The sequence below is a fragment of the Cryobacterium sp. M96 genome (genome assembly GCF_002929845.1).
Lineage (GTDB): Bacteria > Actinomycetota > Actinomycetes > Actinomycetales > Microbacteriaceae > Cryobacterium > Cryobacterium sandaracinum.
The window spans coordinates 54,341-71,288 of the sequence record NZ_PJJS01000051.1; the positions used below are offsets into that span (position 1 = coordinate 54,341).

Annotated in this window: 16 protein-coding genes; 8 read left to right on the plus strand and 8 right to left on the minus strand. The window is 67.5% G+C overall.

All coding sequences use genetic code 11. The features are described 5' to 3' along the window. Positions 1-8: 8 nt before the first annotated feature. On the plus strand, positions 9-551 hold the full coding sequence (locus CXY79_RS11325) for a heme-binding protein (RefSeq protein WP_104101402.1): 543 nt from the start codon (positions 9-11) through the stop codon (positions 549-551). Positions 552-665: 114 nt separating this feature from the next. Here CXY79_RS11325 and CXY79_RS11330 read toward each other — a convergent pair whose 3' ends face one another. The 3 genes from CXY79_RS11330 to pflB all read right to left on the minus strand — a co-directional run bounded on the left by CXY79_RS11330 (position 666) and on the right by pflB (position 4,808). Beyond that, on the minus strand, positions 666-1,544 hold the full coding sequence (locus CXY79_RS11330; protein ID WP_158250274.1) for a transglycosylase domain-containing protein: 879 nt from the start codon (positions 1,542-1,544) through the stop codon (positions 666-668). Positions 1,545-1,651: 107 nt separating this feature from the next. Further along, positions 1,652-2,509: a pyruvate formate-lyase-activating protein gene (pflA, locus tag CXY79_RS11335; RefSeq protein ID WP_104101408.1), complete on the minus strand. Its 858-nt coding sequence runs from the start codon at positions 2,507-2,509 to the stop codon at positions 1,652-1,654. 40 nt (positions 2,510-2,549) lie between these two features. Further along, positions 2,550-4,808, minus strand: a complete 2,259-nt coding sequence (gene pflB / locus CXY79_RS11340; RefSeq protein WP_104101410.1) for a formate C-acetyltransferase — start codon at positions 4,806-4,808, stop codon at positions 2,550-2,552. 226 nt (positions 4,809-5,034) lie between these two features. Here pflB and CXY79_RS11345 point away from each other — a divergent pair, with 226 nt between their 5' ends. Genes CXY79_RS11345 through CXY79_RS11360 form a run of 4 tightly spaced genes read left to right on the plus strand, consistent with a single transcriptional unit; the run spans position 5,035 to position 8,935 of the window. Next, positions 5,035-5,718, plus strand: a complete 684-nt coding sequence (locus tag CXY79_RS11345; protein WP_104101413.1) for a GntR family transcriptional regulator — start codon at positions 5,035-5,037, stop codon at positions 5,716-5,718. 41 nt (positions 5,719-5,759) lie between these two features. Then, positions 5,760-6,962 (plus strand): MFS transporter, encoded by a 1,203-nt coding sequence (locus CXY79_RS11350; RefSeq protein ID WP_104101416.1) that lies wholly within the window; start codon positions 5,760-5,762, stop codon positions 6,960-6,962. 25 nt (positions 6,963-6,987) lie between these two features. Further along, complete coding sequence (locus CXY79_RS11355) at positions 6,988-7,503, plus strand: GNAT family N-acetyltransferase (protein WP_104101418.1); 516 nt, start codon at positions 6,988-6,990, stop codon at positions 7,501-7,503. A 4-nt stretch (positions 7,504-7,507) separates the two neighbouring features. Next, on the plus strand, positions 7,508-8,935 hold the full coding sequence (locus tag CXY79_RS11360; protein WP_104101420.1) for a phosphotransferase: 1,428 nt from the start codon (positions 7,508-7,510) through the stop codon (positions 8,933-8,935). A gap of 17 nt (positions 8,936-8,952) precedes the next feature. On the opposite strand, the gene CXY79_RS11365 is transcribed toward CXY79_RS11360, so the two are convergent. The 4 genes from CXY79_RS11365 to CXY79_RS11380 all read right to left on the minus strand — a co-directional run bounded on the left by CXY79_RS11365 (position 8,953) and on the right by CXY79_RS11380 (position 14,284). After that, complete coding sequence (locus CXY79_RS11365) at positions 8,953-10,656, minus strand: AMP-binding protein (protein ID WP_104101422.1); 1,704 nt, start codon at positions 10,654-10,656, stop codon at positions 8,953-8,955. Between the two features lie 138 nt (positions 10,657-10,794). Next, positions 10,795-12,942 carry a 4-alpha-glucanotransferase gene (gene malQ / locus CXY79_RS11370; RefSeq protein ID WP_104101425.1) on the minus strand — a complete coding sequence of 716 codons (2,148 nt, stop codon included), beginning with the start codon at positions 12,940-12,942 and terminating at the stop codon, positions 10,795-10,797. Between the two features lie 54 nt (positions 12,943-12,996). Continuing rightward, entirely contained in the window at positions 12,997-13,728 is a 732-nt protein-coding gene (locus CXY79_RS11375) for a glutamine amidotransferase (RefSeq protein ID WP_104101427.1), read from the minus strand. A gap of 139 nt (positions 13,729-13,867) precedes the next feature. Further along, positions 13,868-14,284: a VOC family protein gene (locus CXY79_RS11380; RefSeq protein WP_104101430.1), complete on the minus strand. Its 417-nt coding sequence runs from the start codon at positions 14,282-14,284 to the stop codon at positions 13,868-13,870. Between the two features lie 96 nt (positions 14,285-14,380). Between CXY79_RS11380 and CXY79_RS11385 the strand changes: the two genes are divergently transcribed. Genes CXY79_RS11385 through CXY79_RS11395 form a run of 3 tightly spaced genes read left to right on the plus strand, consistent with a single transcriptional unit; the run spans position 14,381 to position 16,088 of the window. Then, positions 14,381-15,340, plus strand: coding sequence for a 1-phosphofructokinase family hexose kinase (locus CXY79_RS11385; RefSeq protein ID WP_174720206.1), 960 nt, complete (start codon positions 14,381-14,383; stop codon positions 15,338-15,340). Continuing rightward, positions 15,337-15,645 carry a hypothetical protein gene (locus CXY79_RS11390; protein WP_104101432.1) on the plus strand — a complete coding sequence of 103 codons (309 nt, stop codon included), beginning with the start codon at positions 15,337-15,339 and terminating at the stop codon, positions 15,643-15,645. Before CXY79_RS11385 ends, CXY79_RS11390 begins: the two co-directional genes overlap by 4 nt. Then, positions 15,642-16,088, plus strand: coding sequence for a hypothetical protein (locus tag CXY79_RS11395; protein ID WP_104101434.1), 447 nt, complete (start codon positions 15,642-15,644; stop codon positions 16,086-16,088). The genes CXY79_RS11390 and CXY79_RS11395 overlap by 4 nt, the downstream gene beginning before the upstream one ends. A gap of 230 nt (positions 16,089-16,318) precedes the next feature. On the opposite strand, the gene CXY79_RS11405 is transcribed toward CXY79_RS11395, so the two are convergent. Beyond that, entirely contained in the window at positions 16,319-16,876 is a 558-nt protein-coding gene (locus CXY79_RS11405; protein ID WP_104101439.1) for a hypothetical protein, read from the minus strand. Between the last annotated feature and the right edge of the window lie 72 nt (positions 16,877-16,948).

The window sequence follows — 16,948 nt, forward strand, 5'->3', positions numbered from 1 at the left end:
TGGTGTCCATGACCGAGAAACAGCGCTACGACGTGCTTCGTCAGTACGCCGACTTCGAACTGCGTCACTATCCCCGCACCGTGCTGGTGCAGGTGGAGGTGGCCGGGGACTTCTCCGCGGCCGGCAACCGCGGCTTCGGGCCGCTCTTCCAATACATCAGCGGCAACAACCAGACCTCGACACGCCTCGCGATGACCGCGCCCGTGATCCAGGAGACCACGACCCCGCAGAGCCACACCGTCAGCTTCGTCCTCCCCGACGGGATGCCGCCCGCGGAGGTGCCCGTGCCCCGCGACGCGCAGGTCAGCACGAAGGAGGTCCCCGAGCGCACGGTCGCCGCCCGCCGCTTCAACGGCGGCTGGAGCGAGGAAAGGTTCGCGCAGAACGGCACCCTCCTCGTCGACGCGGTGAGCCGCGAGGGTCTCCTGCTCGCAGGCCGACCCTATTTCGCCCGCTTCGACCCACCCTGGAAGCCGGGCTTCCTCAGGCACAACGAAGCGCTCATCGCCGTCACCGTCACCGGTTCCGGTTCCGGTTCCGGAATCTCCTAGTCGTCGGAATTGTCCGTCGAGCTGCCGTGTTGTCGGTCATCACCCGACGCGTCGCGTAGACCATGCCCGCGAAGGCACCGGCCATGGTCAGCGGAGCCACCTCATTCGTTCCGATCACGGCCGCCGCGGTCTGCACGAGCGGGCTGCCGTCGGCGCGATGCACTCCGAAAGCCGCGGCCGTCTGAAGGATGCCGCACAGGTCCAGTTTCTTCGCCATCCCGATGAAACCCGTATTGATCGAGCCGAGGGTGGACTCGAGCGCGCTGGAGTTTCTGCCGCTCTCCCCGGCGTCGTTTCTCGGGTTTCGGTTCTGAAAATCATAGTTCTGCGGCCCCGACAACTGTCGTTGAACGTGCCCTGGATGGCCGGTTGAACCGGTGTGGCCACGGCAGCCTGGAATTCCGCTGCGGTGATCTTCTCGTGCTCGACCATCTCGCGCGGGATGTAGTCCCGGCGTGCCTTGTTGACTGCGTAGCCGTTGGTCTCACTGCCGGGATTGTCGAGGCGGAACTTGGCCGGGTTGTCCACGATCTCCACCAGGTTTGCGGCCTGCGGCAGGGTGAGCTCTGCGGCCGTCGTGCCGAAGTAGTAGTTCGCCGCGGCCTCGTTGCCGTAGACGGTGCCGCCGAAACCGGTGATGTTGAGGTACTGGCGCAGGATGTCGTTCTGGGGGAATTTCTTCTCCGCCCCGATTGCGAGGCGCATTTTCTTGATCTCGCGGGCGGGGGTGGCGGCGATGACGGCATCCCGGGCGTAGGGGCTGATCTCGTCCCAGTCGACCTCGATGCGGTTCTGATCGTAGAAAGAGGCCAGCAGCACGGACGTGCCGTCGTTCTGGGCGGCGTAGGTGTTGCTCTTCTGGGAGAGCGGTTCGATGTCCGGGTAGCCCGGCAGACTCTCGAACACGGCACTCGAAACCACGAGGCCCAGCCCTCCGATGAGCAGAAATGCGAGTCCGCCACCGAGCCAGCAAATGCCGATCAGTCGAACCACTCCGGCTTTTCTGCGGTTGGCAGGAGGCATCCTCTGGCTTACTGCGCAGAAAAGGCGTGGCACCGCTAGAGATGCCACGCCTCGTCTGGTTCGAGTGTGATTCGCGTCTAGAAGACCGTCAAGCCCCGCGCCTCGAACTGGGCCCTCACCCGCACCAGCAGTGCCTCATCCGGAGGATGAGAGCCGTGCAGCGGGTATGGAATGTTCAGCCGGTCCCATTTGTCCTCCCCCATCTGGTGGAAGGGCAGAACCTCGACGCGCTGCACGTTCGGCCAGCGCGACACGATCTCGGCGACGGCGTCGACGTTGTCGACGGCGTCGGTCAGACCCGGGACGAGAACGAAACGCGCCCAGACGGGAATGTTCCGCTCGCTCAGGCGGTCACCGAATGCGATCGTCGGAGCGAGGTCTCGGCCGGTCACCTCTTTGTACGTCTCGGGGATGCCGGACTTGACGTCGAGCAGCACGAGGTCGAGGTTGTCCAGCAGCGTGTCCGACGCGCTCTTGCCCAGGAACCCAGAGGTGTCCAGGGTGGTGTGCACGCCGAGCTTGTGGCACTCCTCGAAGAGTCGAGTCACAAAGGCAGGCTGCATGAGCGGTTCGCCACCGGAGATGGTCAGCCCTCCGCCGGTCGAGTCGAAGACGCCCTTATAGCGCTTGACCCTGGCGACGAGGTCGTCCAGCGTGGTGAGCAACCCATCCTTCATCTTCCAGGTGTCCGGGTTGTGGCAGTACTGGCAGCGCAGCAGACACCCGGAAAGGAAGAGTGTCATTCGCGTGCCGGGACCGTCAACGGCGGTGACCAGTTCCCACGAGTGGACACTGGCGACCGATCCGTTGTGAATCGCCTCCATTTCGAGGTGGTGGAGTTCAGCCAGTTCGGCTTGTTCACTGCTTACGGATGAACCGTCCACCAGGGCGATCGCCGCGCCGGCGCTGGGCAGACCGAGGTTTACTGCTGGCATTGTCTCGTCCTACTCAGCGTCGCCGCGTTGATATCAGTGATCAGTGCGAGTGGAACGTGCGGCTGATGACATCCATCTGCTGCTCGCGGGTCAGGCGGACGAAGTTCACCGCGTAGCCGGACACGCGAATCGTCAGCTGCGGGTAGTTCTCCGGGTGCGCCATGGCGTCTTCGAGAGTGTCGCGGTTGAGCACGTTCACGTTGATGTGGTAACCGGTTGCCGACGTGAACGCGTCGATGAGGCCGACCAGGCTGGTGATCTGCTCTTCCTTGGTGTGGCCGAGACCACTGGGAACCACCGTGTTGGTCAGCGAGATGCCGTCCTGCGCTTCACTGTAGGGGAGCTTGGCGACGCTGAGCGCCGACGCGAGCATCCCGTGGGTGTCGCGGCCGTTCATCGGGTTGGCACCCGGAGCGAACGACTCGCCCTTGCGGCGACCATCCGGCGTGTTGCCGGTGGCCTTGCCGTAGACCACGTTGGACGTGATCGTCAGGATCGACTGGGTGTGGATGGCGTCGCGGTAGGTCGGGTGCTTGCGGATCATTTTCATGAACCGCTCCATCACGTCGACGGCGATGGTGTCGACGCGGTCGTCATCGTTGCCGAACTGGGGGAACTCGCCCTCGATCGTGTAGTCGACGACCAGGCCGGTCTCGTCGCGCACCGGGCGGACCGTGGCGTACTTGATGGCCGACAGGGAGTCGGCGACCACACTCAGGCCGGCGATTCCGCAAGCCATCGTGCGGATGATCTCCTTGTCGTGCAGCGCCATTTCGAGACGCTCGTAGGCATACTTGTCGTGCATGTAGTGAATACAGTTCAAAGCCGTGACGTAGGTCTCGGCGAGCCACTCGAGCGTTTCCAGGTAGGCCGGGAAGACGGTGTCGTAGGAAAGCACCTCGTCGGCGTTCGGCGTGGTGGCCGGGGCAACCTGCTTGCCGGACACCTCGTCTTTTCCACCGTTAATCGAGTACAGCAACGCCTTGACGGCGTTGACGCGTGCACCGAAGAACTGCATCTGCTTGCCGACGCGCATGGGCGAGACGCAGCAGGCGATCGCGGCGTCGTCACCCATCTCGGCGCGGATGATCTCGTCGGACTCGAACTGGATGGCCGAGGTGTCGATCGACACCTGCGCACAGAAACGCTTGAAGCCCTCGGGCAGAGCGTCGCTCCAGAGAACGGTGAGGTTCGGCTCGGGCGCTGCGCCGATGTTGTAGAGCGTCTGCAGGAAGCGGAACGTGGTCTTGGTGACGAGCGGGCGGCCGTCTTCACCGATGCCGGCGAGCGACTCGGTGACCCAGGTCGGGTCGCCGGCGAAGATCTCGTCGTATTCGGGGGTGCGCAGGAAGCGCACGATGCGCAGCTTGATGACGAGGTCGTCGATCAGCTCCTGGGCGCCCTCTTCGGTCAGGGTGCCGGCGACGAGTTCGCGCTCGATGTAGGTGTCGAGGAAGGCCGCGTTGCGGCCGAACGACATTGCAGCACCGTTTTGTTCCTTGACGGCGCCGAGGTAGGCGAAGTAGAGCCATTGCACGGCTTCGCGCGCGGTGGTGGCCGGCTTGGAGATGTCGGAGCCGTAGGAGGCCGCCATCTGGATGAGTTCCTTGAGGGCCCGGATCTGCTCCGAGTTTTCCTCGCGGGCGCGGATGATGTCCTCGGTCGAGGGCTCCATGTCGAGCTCGGCGCGGTCGTTCTTCTTGCCCGTGATGAGGGCATCGACGCCGTAGAGGGCGACACGGCGGTAGTCGCCGATGATACGGCCGCGGCCGTAGGCGTCGGGCAGTCCGGTGATCAGGTGGCTGTTTCGTGCACGACGGACCCCGGGAGGGTAGACGTCGAAGACGGCGGTGTTGTGGGTCTTGCGGTAATCGGTAAAGACTTTTTCAAGTTCGGGAGACACGGGGTAGCCGTAGGTCTCGAGCGAGGTGGCAACCATGCGCCACCCGCCGAAAGGCATAATGGCACGCTTGAGCGGAGCATCCGTCTGCAGTCCGACGATTACCTCGTTTGCCTGGTCGATGTAGCCCGGAGCGTGGGCCGTAATGGACGACGGCGTGGTGGCGTCGACGTCGTAGACGCCTTTACGGCGTTCCTCGGGGAACATCTCGGACAGCTTGGCCCAGATCCCCGTGGTGCGTGCGGTCGCTCCGACAAGGAAGCTCGAGTCGCCCAGGTAGGGGGTGTAATTGCGCTGGATGAAGTCGCGCAGATCGATCGAATCCTGCCAGGGGCCGGAGGCGAAGTCAGTCCGACCGGCATCATCCGTTCCGCTGCGAACACCTTCAGTGATTGTCATGTAGATTGCTCTCCTCGTGGGATCGAGACACCCTCCGCGAAAGTGTCTCTCCCGCAGTCGGGCCGAGAGAGCAGGACCACGAGGCTCCGGCTAATGCAACGATGCACCGTGTGACTTGCCCTCTTTCCCAACACTACTCCCGTCAGACCCACCCGAACGCGAAATTTATGAGATTGCATCCATTGATGCATTTATAGATAGGTGCATGTGTGACTAAGGTTGAGGCATGAGCTTCCTCCCGATGTCCCGCGGAGCCGCCAGGCCCCCCGCCGCGGCCCCCTCCGCCGTCGACCGGATCTACACGACCGTCGCCGACGCCATCATCTCCGGCACCTTGGCCGCAAGCTCGCTGATCACCGAGGGCGAAATTGCCGAGGCCCTCTCCACCAGCCGCACCCCCGTGCGGGAGGCCTTCCTCGAACTCCAGGCTCACGGGCTCCTGACGCTCTTCCCCAAGAAGGGCGCGGTCGTCACAGCCCTGGGCGACACGGAGACGGCCGAGCTGCTACAGGTGCGCGTCATGCTGGAGAACACGGCGGTGACCCTGCTCAGCGAGCGGCCGGACGACATCCCGGGCGTCGACGCCGAGTTGCAGGACCTTATTCGGGTCCAGTCCGACGCCGCCCTGGCCGGCGACCTGCTCACGTTCGCCCGGGCCGACCACCGGTTCCATGCCCGCATCGTCGACGAGACGCATAACCGGGTCATCGACGGGATCTACACCCGGCTCGGCCCCAGGCTTGAGCGCCTCGTGCACCGGGCAGCCCTGCGCGACCCGCGCAACCTCGACCGTCTGGTGGCCGAACACCGAATCCTTGCCCACCACCTGCGCGGCGGCGACACCCTCGCCTACGAGGTCGCTCTGCGCCAGCACGTCGAAGACGGTCATCACGCGCAGCTGGCGCCCTGACCGTCCCCCACCTTCCCGCACCTGCTTTTCAGAAAAGACCCATGACTTTCCGCCGTACCGTTCCCGCCTGGCAGCTCGCCGCTCCTGCCCTGTTCGTCATGGCTTGGGGTGGGAACCACTTCACGCCCCTCCTGCACATGTACGAATCGCTCGGCCACTATTCCGTCGTCATGACCGACCTCTTCCTCGGCTTCTACGTGGTGGGCCTGGTCCCCGGGCTGCTGCTCGCCGGCGCACTCTCGGACCGCTACGGGCGCAAACCCTTGACCCTGGCAGGCGTCGTCCTGGGAATTCTCGCCAGCATCCTGCTGGGTCTGGGATTCTCAAGCGGGATCATGCTCTCCGCCGGGCGCCTGCTGGCGGGGCTGAGCGTCGCCGTGGCGATGGCGGTGGGAACCGCGTGGCTCAAGGAACTGTCCAGCCCGCCGTTCGACAACCAGGCCGGCCGCACGGCAGGGGCACGGCGGCCTTCACTCACCCTCACGGTCGGGTTCGGGCTCGGGGCCGGGGTGGCCGGAGTGCTCGCGCAGTGGGGGCCGATGCCGACCCTCTCCCCTTATGTCGTGCACATCGTGCTCAGCCTGCTTGTGCTCCCCCGCCTGCTGAGGGCCCCGGAGACCGTGCCGCGCTACCGGGCACACCGGCCCTTCTGGCAGGACCTGGCGGTTCCGCTGGCCGGACACCGCCGCTTCGTGCGCGTGATCATTCCGTCAGCTCCCTGGGTCTTCGGCGCCGCCGGCATCGCCTACGCGATCATGCCCACTCTGGTCCAGGACCAACTCGGCAGCCTCAACCTCGCCTACGCGACCCTGCTCACGGTTGTGACCCTCGGCACCGGCGCGCTCGCGCAACCGCAGGTGGCTCGGATCAACCGGGTCACCGATGGGCGTGCACTCATGGTCGGGATGTCCGTGATGCTGCTGGGAGTGGGTCTCAGCGTGGTCACGGCGATCGTGCTGTCCCCGGTGCTCGCGTTCCTCACGGCCGTCGTGCTCGGCGCCGCCTACGGTGTGAGCATCGTGGCCGGGCTCGTGGAGATCCAGAAGATCTCCACGGCGGCCGACCTGGCGGGTATCACCGGGGTCTACTACAGCCTCACCTACATCGGCTTCCTGCTGCCGGTCGCCTTCGCCTGGCTCAATGCCGTGGCCGGTTACCCGGTGCTTCTGAGCATTCTGTTCGTGGTCTGCGCGCTCTGCCTGGCCCTGGTGGCGAACGGGATGCGCCGGCGCGTCACCGAGTAGGCGGCACCTGGATTATCGTCATCCCATGCCCTATTCGCTCCGCCATCTCCTTCCCGCCGACGCCGCACCGGTGCTCGGACTCAACAACGCCGCTGTGCCTGCCGTCAACGCCCATGACGAGGCGAGCCTCTCCGCCCTGCTCGCGGCCAGCAGCCACGCCCTCGCGGTCGTGCACGACGACGCGCCGGGAGAGGTGCTCGGCTTCGCCGTGCTGTTCGGGGTCGACGCCGACTACGCGAGCGAGAACTACCGATGGTTCTCCGCCCGGTCGGAGTCCTTCCTCTACGTGGACCGCATCGTGGTGTCGGACCAGGCCCGCAACCAGGGTCTCGGCGCCCTGCTCTACACCGCGATTTTCGCGGCGGCCCGCGCGGCCGAGGTCGGCCAGGTCTTCTGCGAAGTGAACATCGCACCTCCGAACCCTCGGTCGCTGGCGTTCCACTCCCGGCTCGGCTTCGAGCCGATCGGCGAGCAGTCGACGAAGGGTGGCACCGTCGTGGTGTCCCTGCTGTCGGCTCCCGTCGGCGCGGGCGTACGCTGAGGCCATGACTGTCGACGGTCGCGCAATCCCACTTCCGGATTACCTCAACCACTGGGTGGCGACGCAGCGATGGTTCGCCGACAAGGGCCGTGTGCCGAGACTGGTCAGCATCGGGCGCTGGGTGCTTCCGAGCGAGGAAGCCGAGGTGGACATCCGCACTGAGCTCGTCTTCGATGCCGCAGCCCCGACCCGCACCCTCTACCAGTTGCCCCTGACCCAGCGGACCACTCCCCTCCCCGCAGGCGGGCAGGGCCTCATCGTCACCCTCGCCGACGGCAGCGCGGTCTACGACGGCACCGCCGACCCGGCCTACGGGCGCGCTCTGCTGGGTTTCATCCTGCGCCAGGCCTCCTCACCTGAGCCCGAAAACCTCGGCGCGCGGGCTCGCGGCGAACTCCACTCGAGCGCAGATCCCGCCGAACGGCCGGCCCGGGTTGTCGCCGGCCGTCTGCTGCGCGGAGAACAGTCGAACACCTCGATCATCCTGGACTGCGTCGACGCCGCCGGGCGCCCGGCTCGTCCCGTCATCTGCAAGGTGTTCCGGATGCTGCATCCCGGCGAGAATCCAGACGTGTCCGTGCAATCGGCCCTGGCCCGGGCCGGCTCACACTTCGTGCCGGAACCGGTGGGCTGCGTGGTCGGCGAGTGGACCGAGCCGGAGCAACCGCGGGTCACCCTCACGGGCCATCTCGTCTTCGCCCAGGAGTTCCTGCCGGGCGCCCCGGATGCCTGGCGGGCCGCCCTGGCCTCGGCCGGGGCCGGGGAGGACTTTAGCGAACAGGCGCGGGCGCTGGGCGTGGCGACGGCAGCCGTGCACGCCGACCTGGCCGCCGTGATGCCCACTCACGACGCCACCCCCGCGGTCATCGCCGCCGAACTCGGCCGGATGCGCGAGCGCTATCGCAGCGCCGCCGCCGAGGTGCCCGCCCTGACCGGCTACGATACGGCCGTCGAGGCGATCTTCGAGCGGGCGGAGAGGGCTTGCTGGCCCCGGCTGCAGCGCATCCACGGCGATTTCCACCTCGGCCAGGCCCTCGAGGTCCCCGGCCGCGGCTGGGTGCTGGTGGATTTCGAGGGCGAACCGCTGCGCCCCCTCGACGATCGCACCCAGCCGGATGTGCCGTTGAAGGACATCGCCGGGATGCTGCGGTCCTTCTCCTATGTGGCCGGCACGGTGGAGCGGTCCTCGCCCGGCGACCAGACGGCGTCGGCCGAAGCGTGGGCCGCGGCGTGCCAGCACGCGTTCCTCGACGGCTACACGCTGCGATCCGGCCAGAGCCTGGCCGGTCAGGAGCCCCTGCTCGACGCGTTCGAGCTGGACAAGGCCCTCTACGAGGCCGTCTACGAGACCCGCAACCGACCCTCCTGGCTGCCGATCCCGCTCGCGGCCATCCGCGGCCTCGTCCTGGAGGTCTCCGCCGGATTGCCGTGAGCGGCCGGAACGGCCGGTCAGCGCTTGAGCTCGGGGAATTGGTCGTCGCGCCACTCACCGGGGAGCCGGGTGTTCTCGGCGGCCGCGGCATCCTCGCGCATGCGCAGTTCGACCCGGCGGATCTTGCCGGAACTGGTCTTGGGCAGCTCGTAGAACTCGACCCGCCGCACCCGCATGTACGGGGGCAGACCGGTGCGGGCGTGGCGCAGCACCGAGAGCGCCGTTTCGCCGTTGGACTCCCAGCCCGCCGCCAGGGCGATGTAGGCCTTCGCGATGTTCAGCCGGGTGTCGTCGGGCGCGGGCACGACGGCCGCCTCGGCCACGGCCGGGTGCTCCAGCAGCACGCTCTCGACCTCGAACGGGGAGACCTTGTAGTCGGAGGACTTGAAGATGTCGTCGGTGCGGCCGATGAACGTGATGTAGCCTTCGGCGTCGCGGCTGGCGACATCACCGGTGTGGAAGTAACCGTCCCGCACGGCCTCCCGCGTGCGTTCGGGATCCCCGTGGTAGCCGGCCATCAGGTTGACCGCGGTGCGGGACAGGTCGAGGCAGATCTCGCCCTCGTCGCTCTCCTCACCGGTGATGGGATCGAGCAGCGTGATCGCGACGCCCGGCAGGGGCATCCCCATCGAACCGGCCAGAAGTGCGGAACCCGGGGCGTTGCCCACGATCGCCGTGGTCTCGGTCTGGCCGTAGCCATCCCGGATGGTGAGTCCCCAGGAACGCTGGATCTGGTGGATGACCTCCGGGTTGAGCGGCTCGCCGGCCGAGATGATCTCGCGCAGGCCTACCGGTTTGGCGCCGACGTCGGATTGGATCAGCATGCGCCACACGGTCGGCGGGGCGCAGAAGGTGGTCACTTTCGCGCGGTGCAGCTGGTCGGCGAGGGCGAACGGGTCGAACCGGGCGTAGTTGTAGACGAAGACGGTGGCCTCGGCGATCCACGGGGCGAAGAAGCTGCTCCAGGCGTGCTTGCCCCAGCCGGGCGAGCTGATGGCCAGGTGCACGTCGTCCGGGCGGAGTCCGATCCAGTACATGGTGGTCAGGTGCCCCACGGGATAGGACGTCTGGGTGTGCACCACCATCTTCGGCTTGCTGGTGGTGCCCGAGGTGAAGTAGATCAGGGACGCGTCGTCGGAGGACACGACCACGGCGGGCTTCTCGGCCGCGACGAGCGCGGCATCCGCGTAGTCGGCCCAGCCGGGGGTGGCCGCACCGACGCAGACGCGCGAGAAGTCGCCGGGCACCGCGTCGAACTTGGCGGCGTCGCCGGCGTTGGCGATGACGTGCTGCACACCGCCGCGCAGAACCCGGTCGGCCAGGTCGCCGGTCGCAAGCACCGTGGACGTGGGCAGGATGACCGCGCCCACTTTCATGATGGCGAGCATCAGCTCCCAGAGCTCGACCTGGTTGCCCAGCATCAGCATGACGTGGTCGCCGTGCCCGACGCCCCGGGAGATCAGCCAGGTGGCCACCTGGTCGGAGCGCGCCGACATCTCACTGAAGGTCACCGTCAGTTCGCGACCATCTTCCTCCACGATCCACAGGGCGGTCTTGTCGTTGCCAGCGGCGATGACGTCGAACCAGTCGACGGCCCAGTTGAAGTTCGCCCCCACATCCGGCCACTCGAACTCGGCCTGGGCGCGCGCATGATCGTCTCGCAGCTGCAGAAGGTGGTCGCGCGCGCCTCGAAGGGCGGTAGTGCTCTGGGGGGTGGTCATCCGTCCCATCTTCCTCGGTTCAAATGCCCAAAACGGAATACGACACCCGGCCGCGGGGCCGGCAGGTCCCGCAGGTTCCGCAGCTCGGCGCCGTTCGGGCCGACAGCGCGAAGATCTTCCTCGGCGTGATAAAGCGCTTCAGGGAGTGGCGCGGATCGCGTCCACCAGGGCGGCGAAGCGGGCGTTGCCGGGCAGGTCGTCGATGAGCACGGACTTTCCGTCGGGGCCGGCCAGCGGGATGCGCCAGTTCGGGTACTCGTTCGAGGTCCCGGGCTGGTTCTGGGTCCGGCGCTCGCCGACCGCATCCACCAGAGCCACGCCAAGGAGCGACGAGGGCGTCAGTGCGGTGTACGCGTAGAGCGCCTCAACCGTCTCCTGCACGGTCGGGGCTGGCTCGGTGCCGAGCGGCGGCAGCAGGCCGCGTTCACGAAGCGCGGCCAGCATGGCGGACTGCTCGGCAAGGTCCGCGGTGCGCTCTTCCTCGACCGATCGCCCGAGCAGACCGAGCGATTCGCGCAGGGCCACGTGGTCGCCGGCGAGATAGCCGGCCGTCGGAGGCAGATCGTGGGTGTTCACACTGGTCAGGCAGGCCTGGCGGTACCGTTCGGGGGCCAGCGGCACGCCGTTGTCTCGTTCGAACCAGAGGATCGAGGTTCCGAAGATGCCGCGTTCGGCGAGGTAGTCGCGCACCCAGGGCTCGAAGACGCCGAGGTCTTCGCCGATCACCACGGCGCCGGCGCGCTGGGCCTCGAGGGCCAGGATGCCGATGAGTGCCTCGTGGTCGTAGTGCACGTAGGTGCCCTCTCCCGGTCCGGCGCCGACCGGGATCCACCACAGGCGGAACAGACCCAGAATGTGGTCCACCCGGATGCCGCCGGCGTGGTGCAGGATACTGCGGAGCATGTCCCGGTAGGCGACGTAGCCCGACTCGGCCAGCCGGCCGGGGTGCCACGGCGGCTGCGACCAGTTCTGGCCCTGCTGGTTGAACATGTCCGGCGGGGCGCCCACGGTCATGCCCGGGGCGAGAACGCCCTGCAGGGTCCAGGCGTCGGACCCGGTGAACTGCACCCCGACCGCGAGGTCGTGCACGATGCCGATGGCCATCCCGGCATCCGTCGCCGCGCGTTGAGCGGTCTCCAACTGCTGGTCGCAGAGCCACTGGAGCCAGCTGTGGAATTCTATGCGGTCCGCGAGCTGCTTCCGGTGCTCGGCGGCGAAGGGACCGCGGGGGCCGCGCGGCTCGATCGACCATTCCGGCGCATCCGCCGGGAACAACTCGGCCAGGGCGCACCAGAGCGCGAAGTCGACCAGACCCTGACCCTGCTCGGCGCAGAATTCCTCGAACCGGTGGGCACGGGAGGGGCTCGGCCGCACCTCGTGCACGGCTTCCAGCGCGGTCAGTTTGGCGGCATAGGCGCAGTCGCGGTCGAGGTGGTCCGCCTCCAGGTTGGCCGAGTGCTGCCGGTCAGCGAGGGACTCGACAACGGCTCGTGCCGCCGGGGCGAGGTAGGCGTATTCGGGCACGTCCTCGACCCGAATGTACAGCGGGTGGAAAAAGCGCCGGCTCGACGGCAGGTAGGGGGAGGGCTCGACCGGCGGGGCGGGCTCGGACGCGTGCAGCGGATTGACCAGGACGAAGTCGGCTCCGTACTGGGAGCCGGAGATGGCGGCCAGGTCGGCAAGGTCGGCGAAGTCGCCGATCCCCCAGCTCCGGGAGGAGCGCGCCGAGTAGAGCTGGGCCATCAAACCCCAGTCGCGATGCCCGGCCAGGTTGCGGGTGGTCTCGAGCCGGGGCGGGGTCACGACGAGGCCGCAGCGCGCCGTGTGGTCTCCGCTCTCTGCGTGCAGGGTATGCCAGCCCAGAGGCAGGCCGGCCGGAATTTGGAACATCGCCCGGCTCGTCGGCCGACCGTCGACGGTGCGGGGTTTCTCCCAGAGCCCGGTCTGCAACACCTCGTGCCGGGTGCCGTCCTCGGCGACGATCCAGACGAGGGCCGTCGAACCTGCGCCGGCGTGCACGGGCACCTCGGCCTCGCCGCCCGCGCGGAGCACCACGACGGGAGGCAGGAGCCGGCGCCAGGGCGCGAGGCTCTGCTCGGTCAGGGCCGCATCAACCTCGGCAGGCGTGCCGGCGGGAACGCCGAGGGCACCCAGGACCTTACGCAGGGTGCCGAAGTCGACCGCCCGTGAAGCACCGTCCCAGCCGGTGAAAGAGGTGTCAACCCCGAGTGATCGTGCCAGTTCCAGCAGCGCCGCCGCAGAACGGTCGGTTGGTTCGAGTTCCATGGGACCACTCTAGATCCGGGACCGGTTCCGGACCCGCGCCGGACCCCGCCGGCTCTACCTGCCGAAGCGCGAGACGAAGGCCTTCATCAGCTTGGCCGGCTCGGTGACGATGGATGCGTCGATCGCCGCGATGACGTCGTCCAGGGCGTCGGGATCGAAGTAGCCGGACTCGCGGTAGATGCGGATGCGGGTCAGGATGCCGGCATTGGTCAGTTCCGGATGGAATTGCGTCGCGTAGACGTTGTTGCCGACCCGGAACGCCTGCACGGGACAGTTCTGCCCGGTCGCCAGCAGGACGGCGCCGGGCGGCAGCTCTGAACAGGCCTCCTTGTGCCCGACGAAAGCCTGGAAGGTGGGCACGAGCGCGGCGAACAGCTGGTCGGCTGCGCCTGCCTCGGTGAGGGAGATCCAGGTCGGCCCGGCCTCCTCGGACCAGGTGCGGTCCAGCCTGCCGCTCAGATGGCTGGTGAGCAGTCCGACACCGTAGCAGGCACCGAGGAAGGGGAAGTCCCGGGCCAGCACCTGGTCGAGGAGGGCGGCCAACTCGGCCTCGACGCGGCGTTGCACGGACGACTTGATCTCGGCGGAATCGCTCGCGTTGAAGGGGCTGCCGCCCACGATGATGCCCGAGTATCCGTTCAGGTCGATCGGCGGCATCGGCGCAGCCTCGAGCCGCACCCGGTGGAGCTGGTCGGGTTCCAGATCGCCGGCCGCGAGGAAGCCGGCGTACTCGTCATCGGCGGCTTCGTCCTCAGAACGGGTGGCGAGCAGCAGGAAGGGCTTCACAGCATCATCGTAGTGGCGGGCCTCGGTAGACCCGGCTCCGGCTTCGACCTGGCTGTGAGCGCGTCGAAGACCTGGTCTCCCCCTGCACCAGGAGCTGCTGCATCTGCGCGGCGTCGAATGCGAACCCCCCACCACCGACCTATGCGGGTGCGCCGGCGATGTTGACCATCCAGCTCACGCCGAATCTATCGACGCACATGCCGAAGCTGTCGCCCCACGGCGACGGCTCGAGCGGCATGACGACGGTGCCCCCGGCCGCGAGCTTGTCCCAGTAGCCGCGCAGCACCGGTTCGTCGTCGCCGCTGAGCGACACGGAATAGTTGGTGCCCGGACGGTACTCCATCCGGTTCGGAGTGTCGGAAGCCATCAGCACCAGGCCGTCGTCGGTGGTCAGCATGGCGTGCATAATCTTGTCCTGCTCAGCCTTGTCGTCGCTCGCCTCGAACTCGGCGAACGTGCTCAGCGTCAGCTCGCCGCCGAACACCGTCCGGTAGAACTCCATCGCTTCCCGGGTCGTATCCCGGAACCCCAGGTAGGGATTGAGTTGGGTCGTCATGGTGGAGCCTCTTTCTGTCATGGGGCGAATGCTCCGATTATCGGCTCAACCCCGCGCCAGCACGAGGCGTGCGGGGAAGTCTCCTACGCTGGAACCATGGACTCCCCCAGGGCCGCCCTGCTGCGGCCGATTCTCACCCTCACCATCAACCCCGCTCTCGACGTGAGCACGTCAACCGAGCACGTGGTCAGCGAGCACAAGATGCGCTGCGGCCGGTCCCGCCTCGACCCGGGCGGCGGCGGCGTGAACGTGGCTCGGGTAGTGCAACGTCTCGGCGGGCAGGCCCTGGCCGTGTACACCGCGGGCGGCCCTACCGGGGAGGCCTTCCGCCGGCTGATCGAAGCCGAACGCATCCCGACCATCGCGGTGCCGATCCATGGCAGCACCCGCGAGAGCTTCACCGTCGACGAGACTGGCACCGGCAAGCAGTTCCGTTTCGTGCTGGAAGGCCCCGAGCTCAGTGAAACCGAGTGGCGGGCCTGTCTCGCGGTCGTCGGAGAGTCGATTCCGGTCGGCGGCTATGTGGTCGCCAGCGGCAGCCTGCCGCCGGGAGTCCCGGATGATTTCTACGCCCGGGTCACCCGTCTGGCGCACGGGCACGACGCCCGCTGCATCGTGGACACGTCCGGTCCCGCTCTCGCGGCCGCGCTCGACGAGGGGGTCTACCTGGTCAAACCGAGCGGGCGTGAGCTGGGAGAGCTCGTCGGCGCAACCCTCGACACCGAACAGAGCAAGATCGACGCGGCCGCCGAGCTCGTCGCCCGCGGGTCCGCGGAAGTCGTCGCGCTGACGCTCGGCGGAGCGGGAGCCGTGCTCGCCTCGGCGAGCGGGATCATCCGTCTGGGGGTGCCGCAGGTCACGGTGCAGAGCACCGTCGGGGCCGGCGACAGCTTTCTCGGTGCGTTCGTGCTGCGGATCGCGCAGGGGTTCCCGGTGGACCGGGCGTTCCGGGCCGCCGTCGCCGCCGGCAGCGCCACCGCGATGACACCGGCCACGGAACTCTGCCACCGGGTCGATGTGGAACGCCTGGAGGCCGAACTGGTGGCACTAACGTGAAGCTCACCGACATTGACCCGCCCAGCCGTAGCTTTTCCCGGTGGCTCACCGACGAAGAGGTGGGGCAGGTGCTCGCCTCCAGCCGCGGCTGGAGGCTTGCGCCGGACGGCGGCGTGATGGCCGGCAAGATTCGCAAGACCCGGATCGCGCCGTCTCTGACCGCGCTCGGCGCCACCGCGGCCGCCGAGCGTTGGATCAGCCGCGCGGCGGCGCCCGGCAGGGACGGCAGCGGCCCGACGCACATCATGTGGGGTATCTTCAACGCCCGAACGGACGCCGAGATCGCGGCTAAAGTCGATTCATGACCTCTGACGCTGCCACCGGCACCCGTACCCCCCGCACCTCGATCCCCCGCTTGATCGGCCGATTGGCTCTGGGGGCATTCCTGCTCTTCGCCGGGATCAGCCACCTCGCCTGGAACCGTGAGGCGTTCCTCGCCCAGGTGCCCACCTGGTTGCCGCTCGAGGGAGATTTCGTCGTGGTTGCGTCGGGCCTGGTCGAGATCGCTCTGGGCCTGTCGCTGCTGCTGCTGGCCAGGCGCAAGGTGCAGGTGGGTTGGGTCGTGGCCCTGTTCTTCCTGGCAATCTTCCCCGGCAACATCTCCCAGTTCGTCACGGCCACCGATTCGTTCGGCCTGGATTCGGACCTGTCCCGTGGCATCCGCCTGCTCTTCCAGCCGGTGCTCGTGGCGTGGGCGCTGTGGTCGACCGGTGCGTGGCGCGCCTGGCGGGCACGCCGTGCAGCATAAGTGATACCCCATGGGGTATGTTGGGCGGACGAGTTCAACGAAAGGGTTCAACGGATGTGCCGTCAAGTCACGTGTAAGAAGTGTGGAAAAACGACCTGGGCCGGGTGCGGCCAGCACGTCGACCAGGTGATGCGAGGCGTTCCGAGTGCACAGCGGTGCCGCGGACACGAGAAAGACGCCCCGACCCCCGGCTTCTTCGCGCGGCTCTTCACCCGCAACTGAGTCCGGAGTCAGTAGTCGCTGGCGGACAGGTCGGTCGCGGCGTCGTGCTTGAGCTTCAAAAGGGCGAGGTCGATGTGCAGAAACACCTCGGTGCGGGCCTCCCGCCGGGCCTCGTAATCGGGGTCATGCCAGTCGATGTTCAGCCTGATCAGGCGTGACGACACCGCGTCACTGACCTCGTCGCTGGCGGCCCGCTGGGCCCGCCGCACGAGACGCGCGACCTTGTCGTCGTCGGCGGCCACGGCCTCGAGGGCCTCGGCGAGCTTCTCATGCACGCGTCGGCGCAGTTTGAGCTGAATGATGTCGTGGTGCTGGTCTTCCGTGAGATCGGAGGTCCACCGTGACCTGGTCAGCTCTGTGCGCAGGTCCTTGACCCGGCGGGCGTACTGCTCGTTCTGCCGGGTGAGCAGGTGCAGCTCGTGCCGGGCGGTCGCCGCGTAGCGTTCCGGATCGTAGTCGGCGTGATCACCGAGAGCGCCCACGATGATGTCGTTCTTCACCGCCATTCGGACGGCGGAAAGCGCGATCTTGAGCCCCTCGTCGACGATCACCTTAATTGCGGCCACGCTACAAAATCTTACTGTGCAGGCCTGCCGAAATCAGGGCTCCCCCTGTCGCGGTAGGGTCCTGCGCGGAGC

Bases quoted from the DNA above. Each gene is read 5' to 3' on its own strand.
- CXY79_RS11325 (WP_104101402.1), top strand. From the start codon at position 9: ATGACCGAGAAACAGCGCTACGACGTGCTTCGTCAGTACGCCGACTTC.
- pflA (WP_104101408.1), bottom strand. From the start codon at position 2,509: ATGCCAGCAGTAAACCTCGGTCTGCCCAGCGCCGGCGCGGCGATCGCC.
- pflB (WP_104101410.1), bottom strand. From the start codon at position 4,808: ATGACAATCACTGAAGGTGTTCGCAGCGGAACGGATGATGCCGGTCGG.
- CXY79_RS11345 (WP_104101413.1), top strand. From the start codon at position 5,035: ATGAGCTTCCTCCCGATGTCCCGCGGAGCCGCCAGGCCCCCCGCCGCG.
- CXY79_RS11350 (WP_104101416.1), top strand. From the start codon at position 5,760: ATGACTTTCCGCCGTACCGTTCCCGCCTGGCAGCTCGCCGCTCCTGCC.
- CXY79_RS11355 (WP_104101418.1), top strand. From the start codon at position 6,988: ATGCCCTATTCGCTCCGCCATCTCCTTCCCGCCGACGCCGCACCGGTG.
- CXY79_RS11360 (WP_104101420.1), top strand. From the start codon at position 7,508: ATGACTGTCGACGGTCGCGCAATCCCACTTCCGGATTACCTCAACCAC.
- CXY79_RS11365 (WP_104101422.1), bottom strand. From the start codon at position 10,656: ATGACCACCCCCCAGAGCACTACCGCCCTTCGAGGCGCGCGCGACCAC.
- malQ (WP_104101425.1), bottom strand. From the start codon at position 12,942: ATGGAACTCGAACCAACCGACCGTTCTGCGGCGGCGCTGCTGGAACTG.
- CXY79_RS11380 (WP_104101430.1), bottom strand. From the start codon at position 14,284: ATGACGACCCAACTCAATCCCTACCTGGGGTTCCGGGATACGACCCGG.
- CXY79_RS11385 (WP_174720206.1), top strand. From the start codon at position 14,381: ATGGACTCCCCCAGGGCCGCCCTGCTGCGGCCGATTCTCACCCTCACC.
- CXY79_RS11395 (WP_104101434.1), top strand. From the start codon at position 15,642: ATGACCTCTGACGCTGCCACCGGCACCCGTACCCCCCGCACCTCGATC.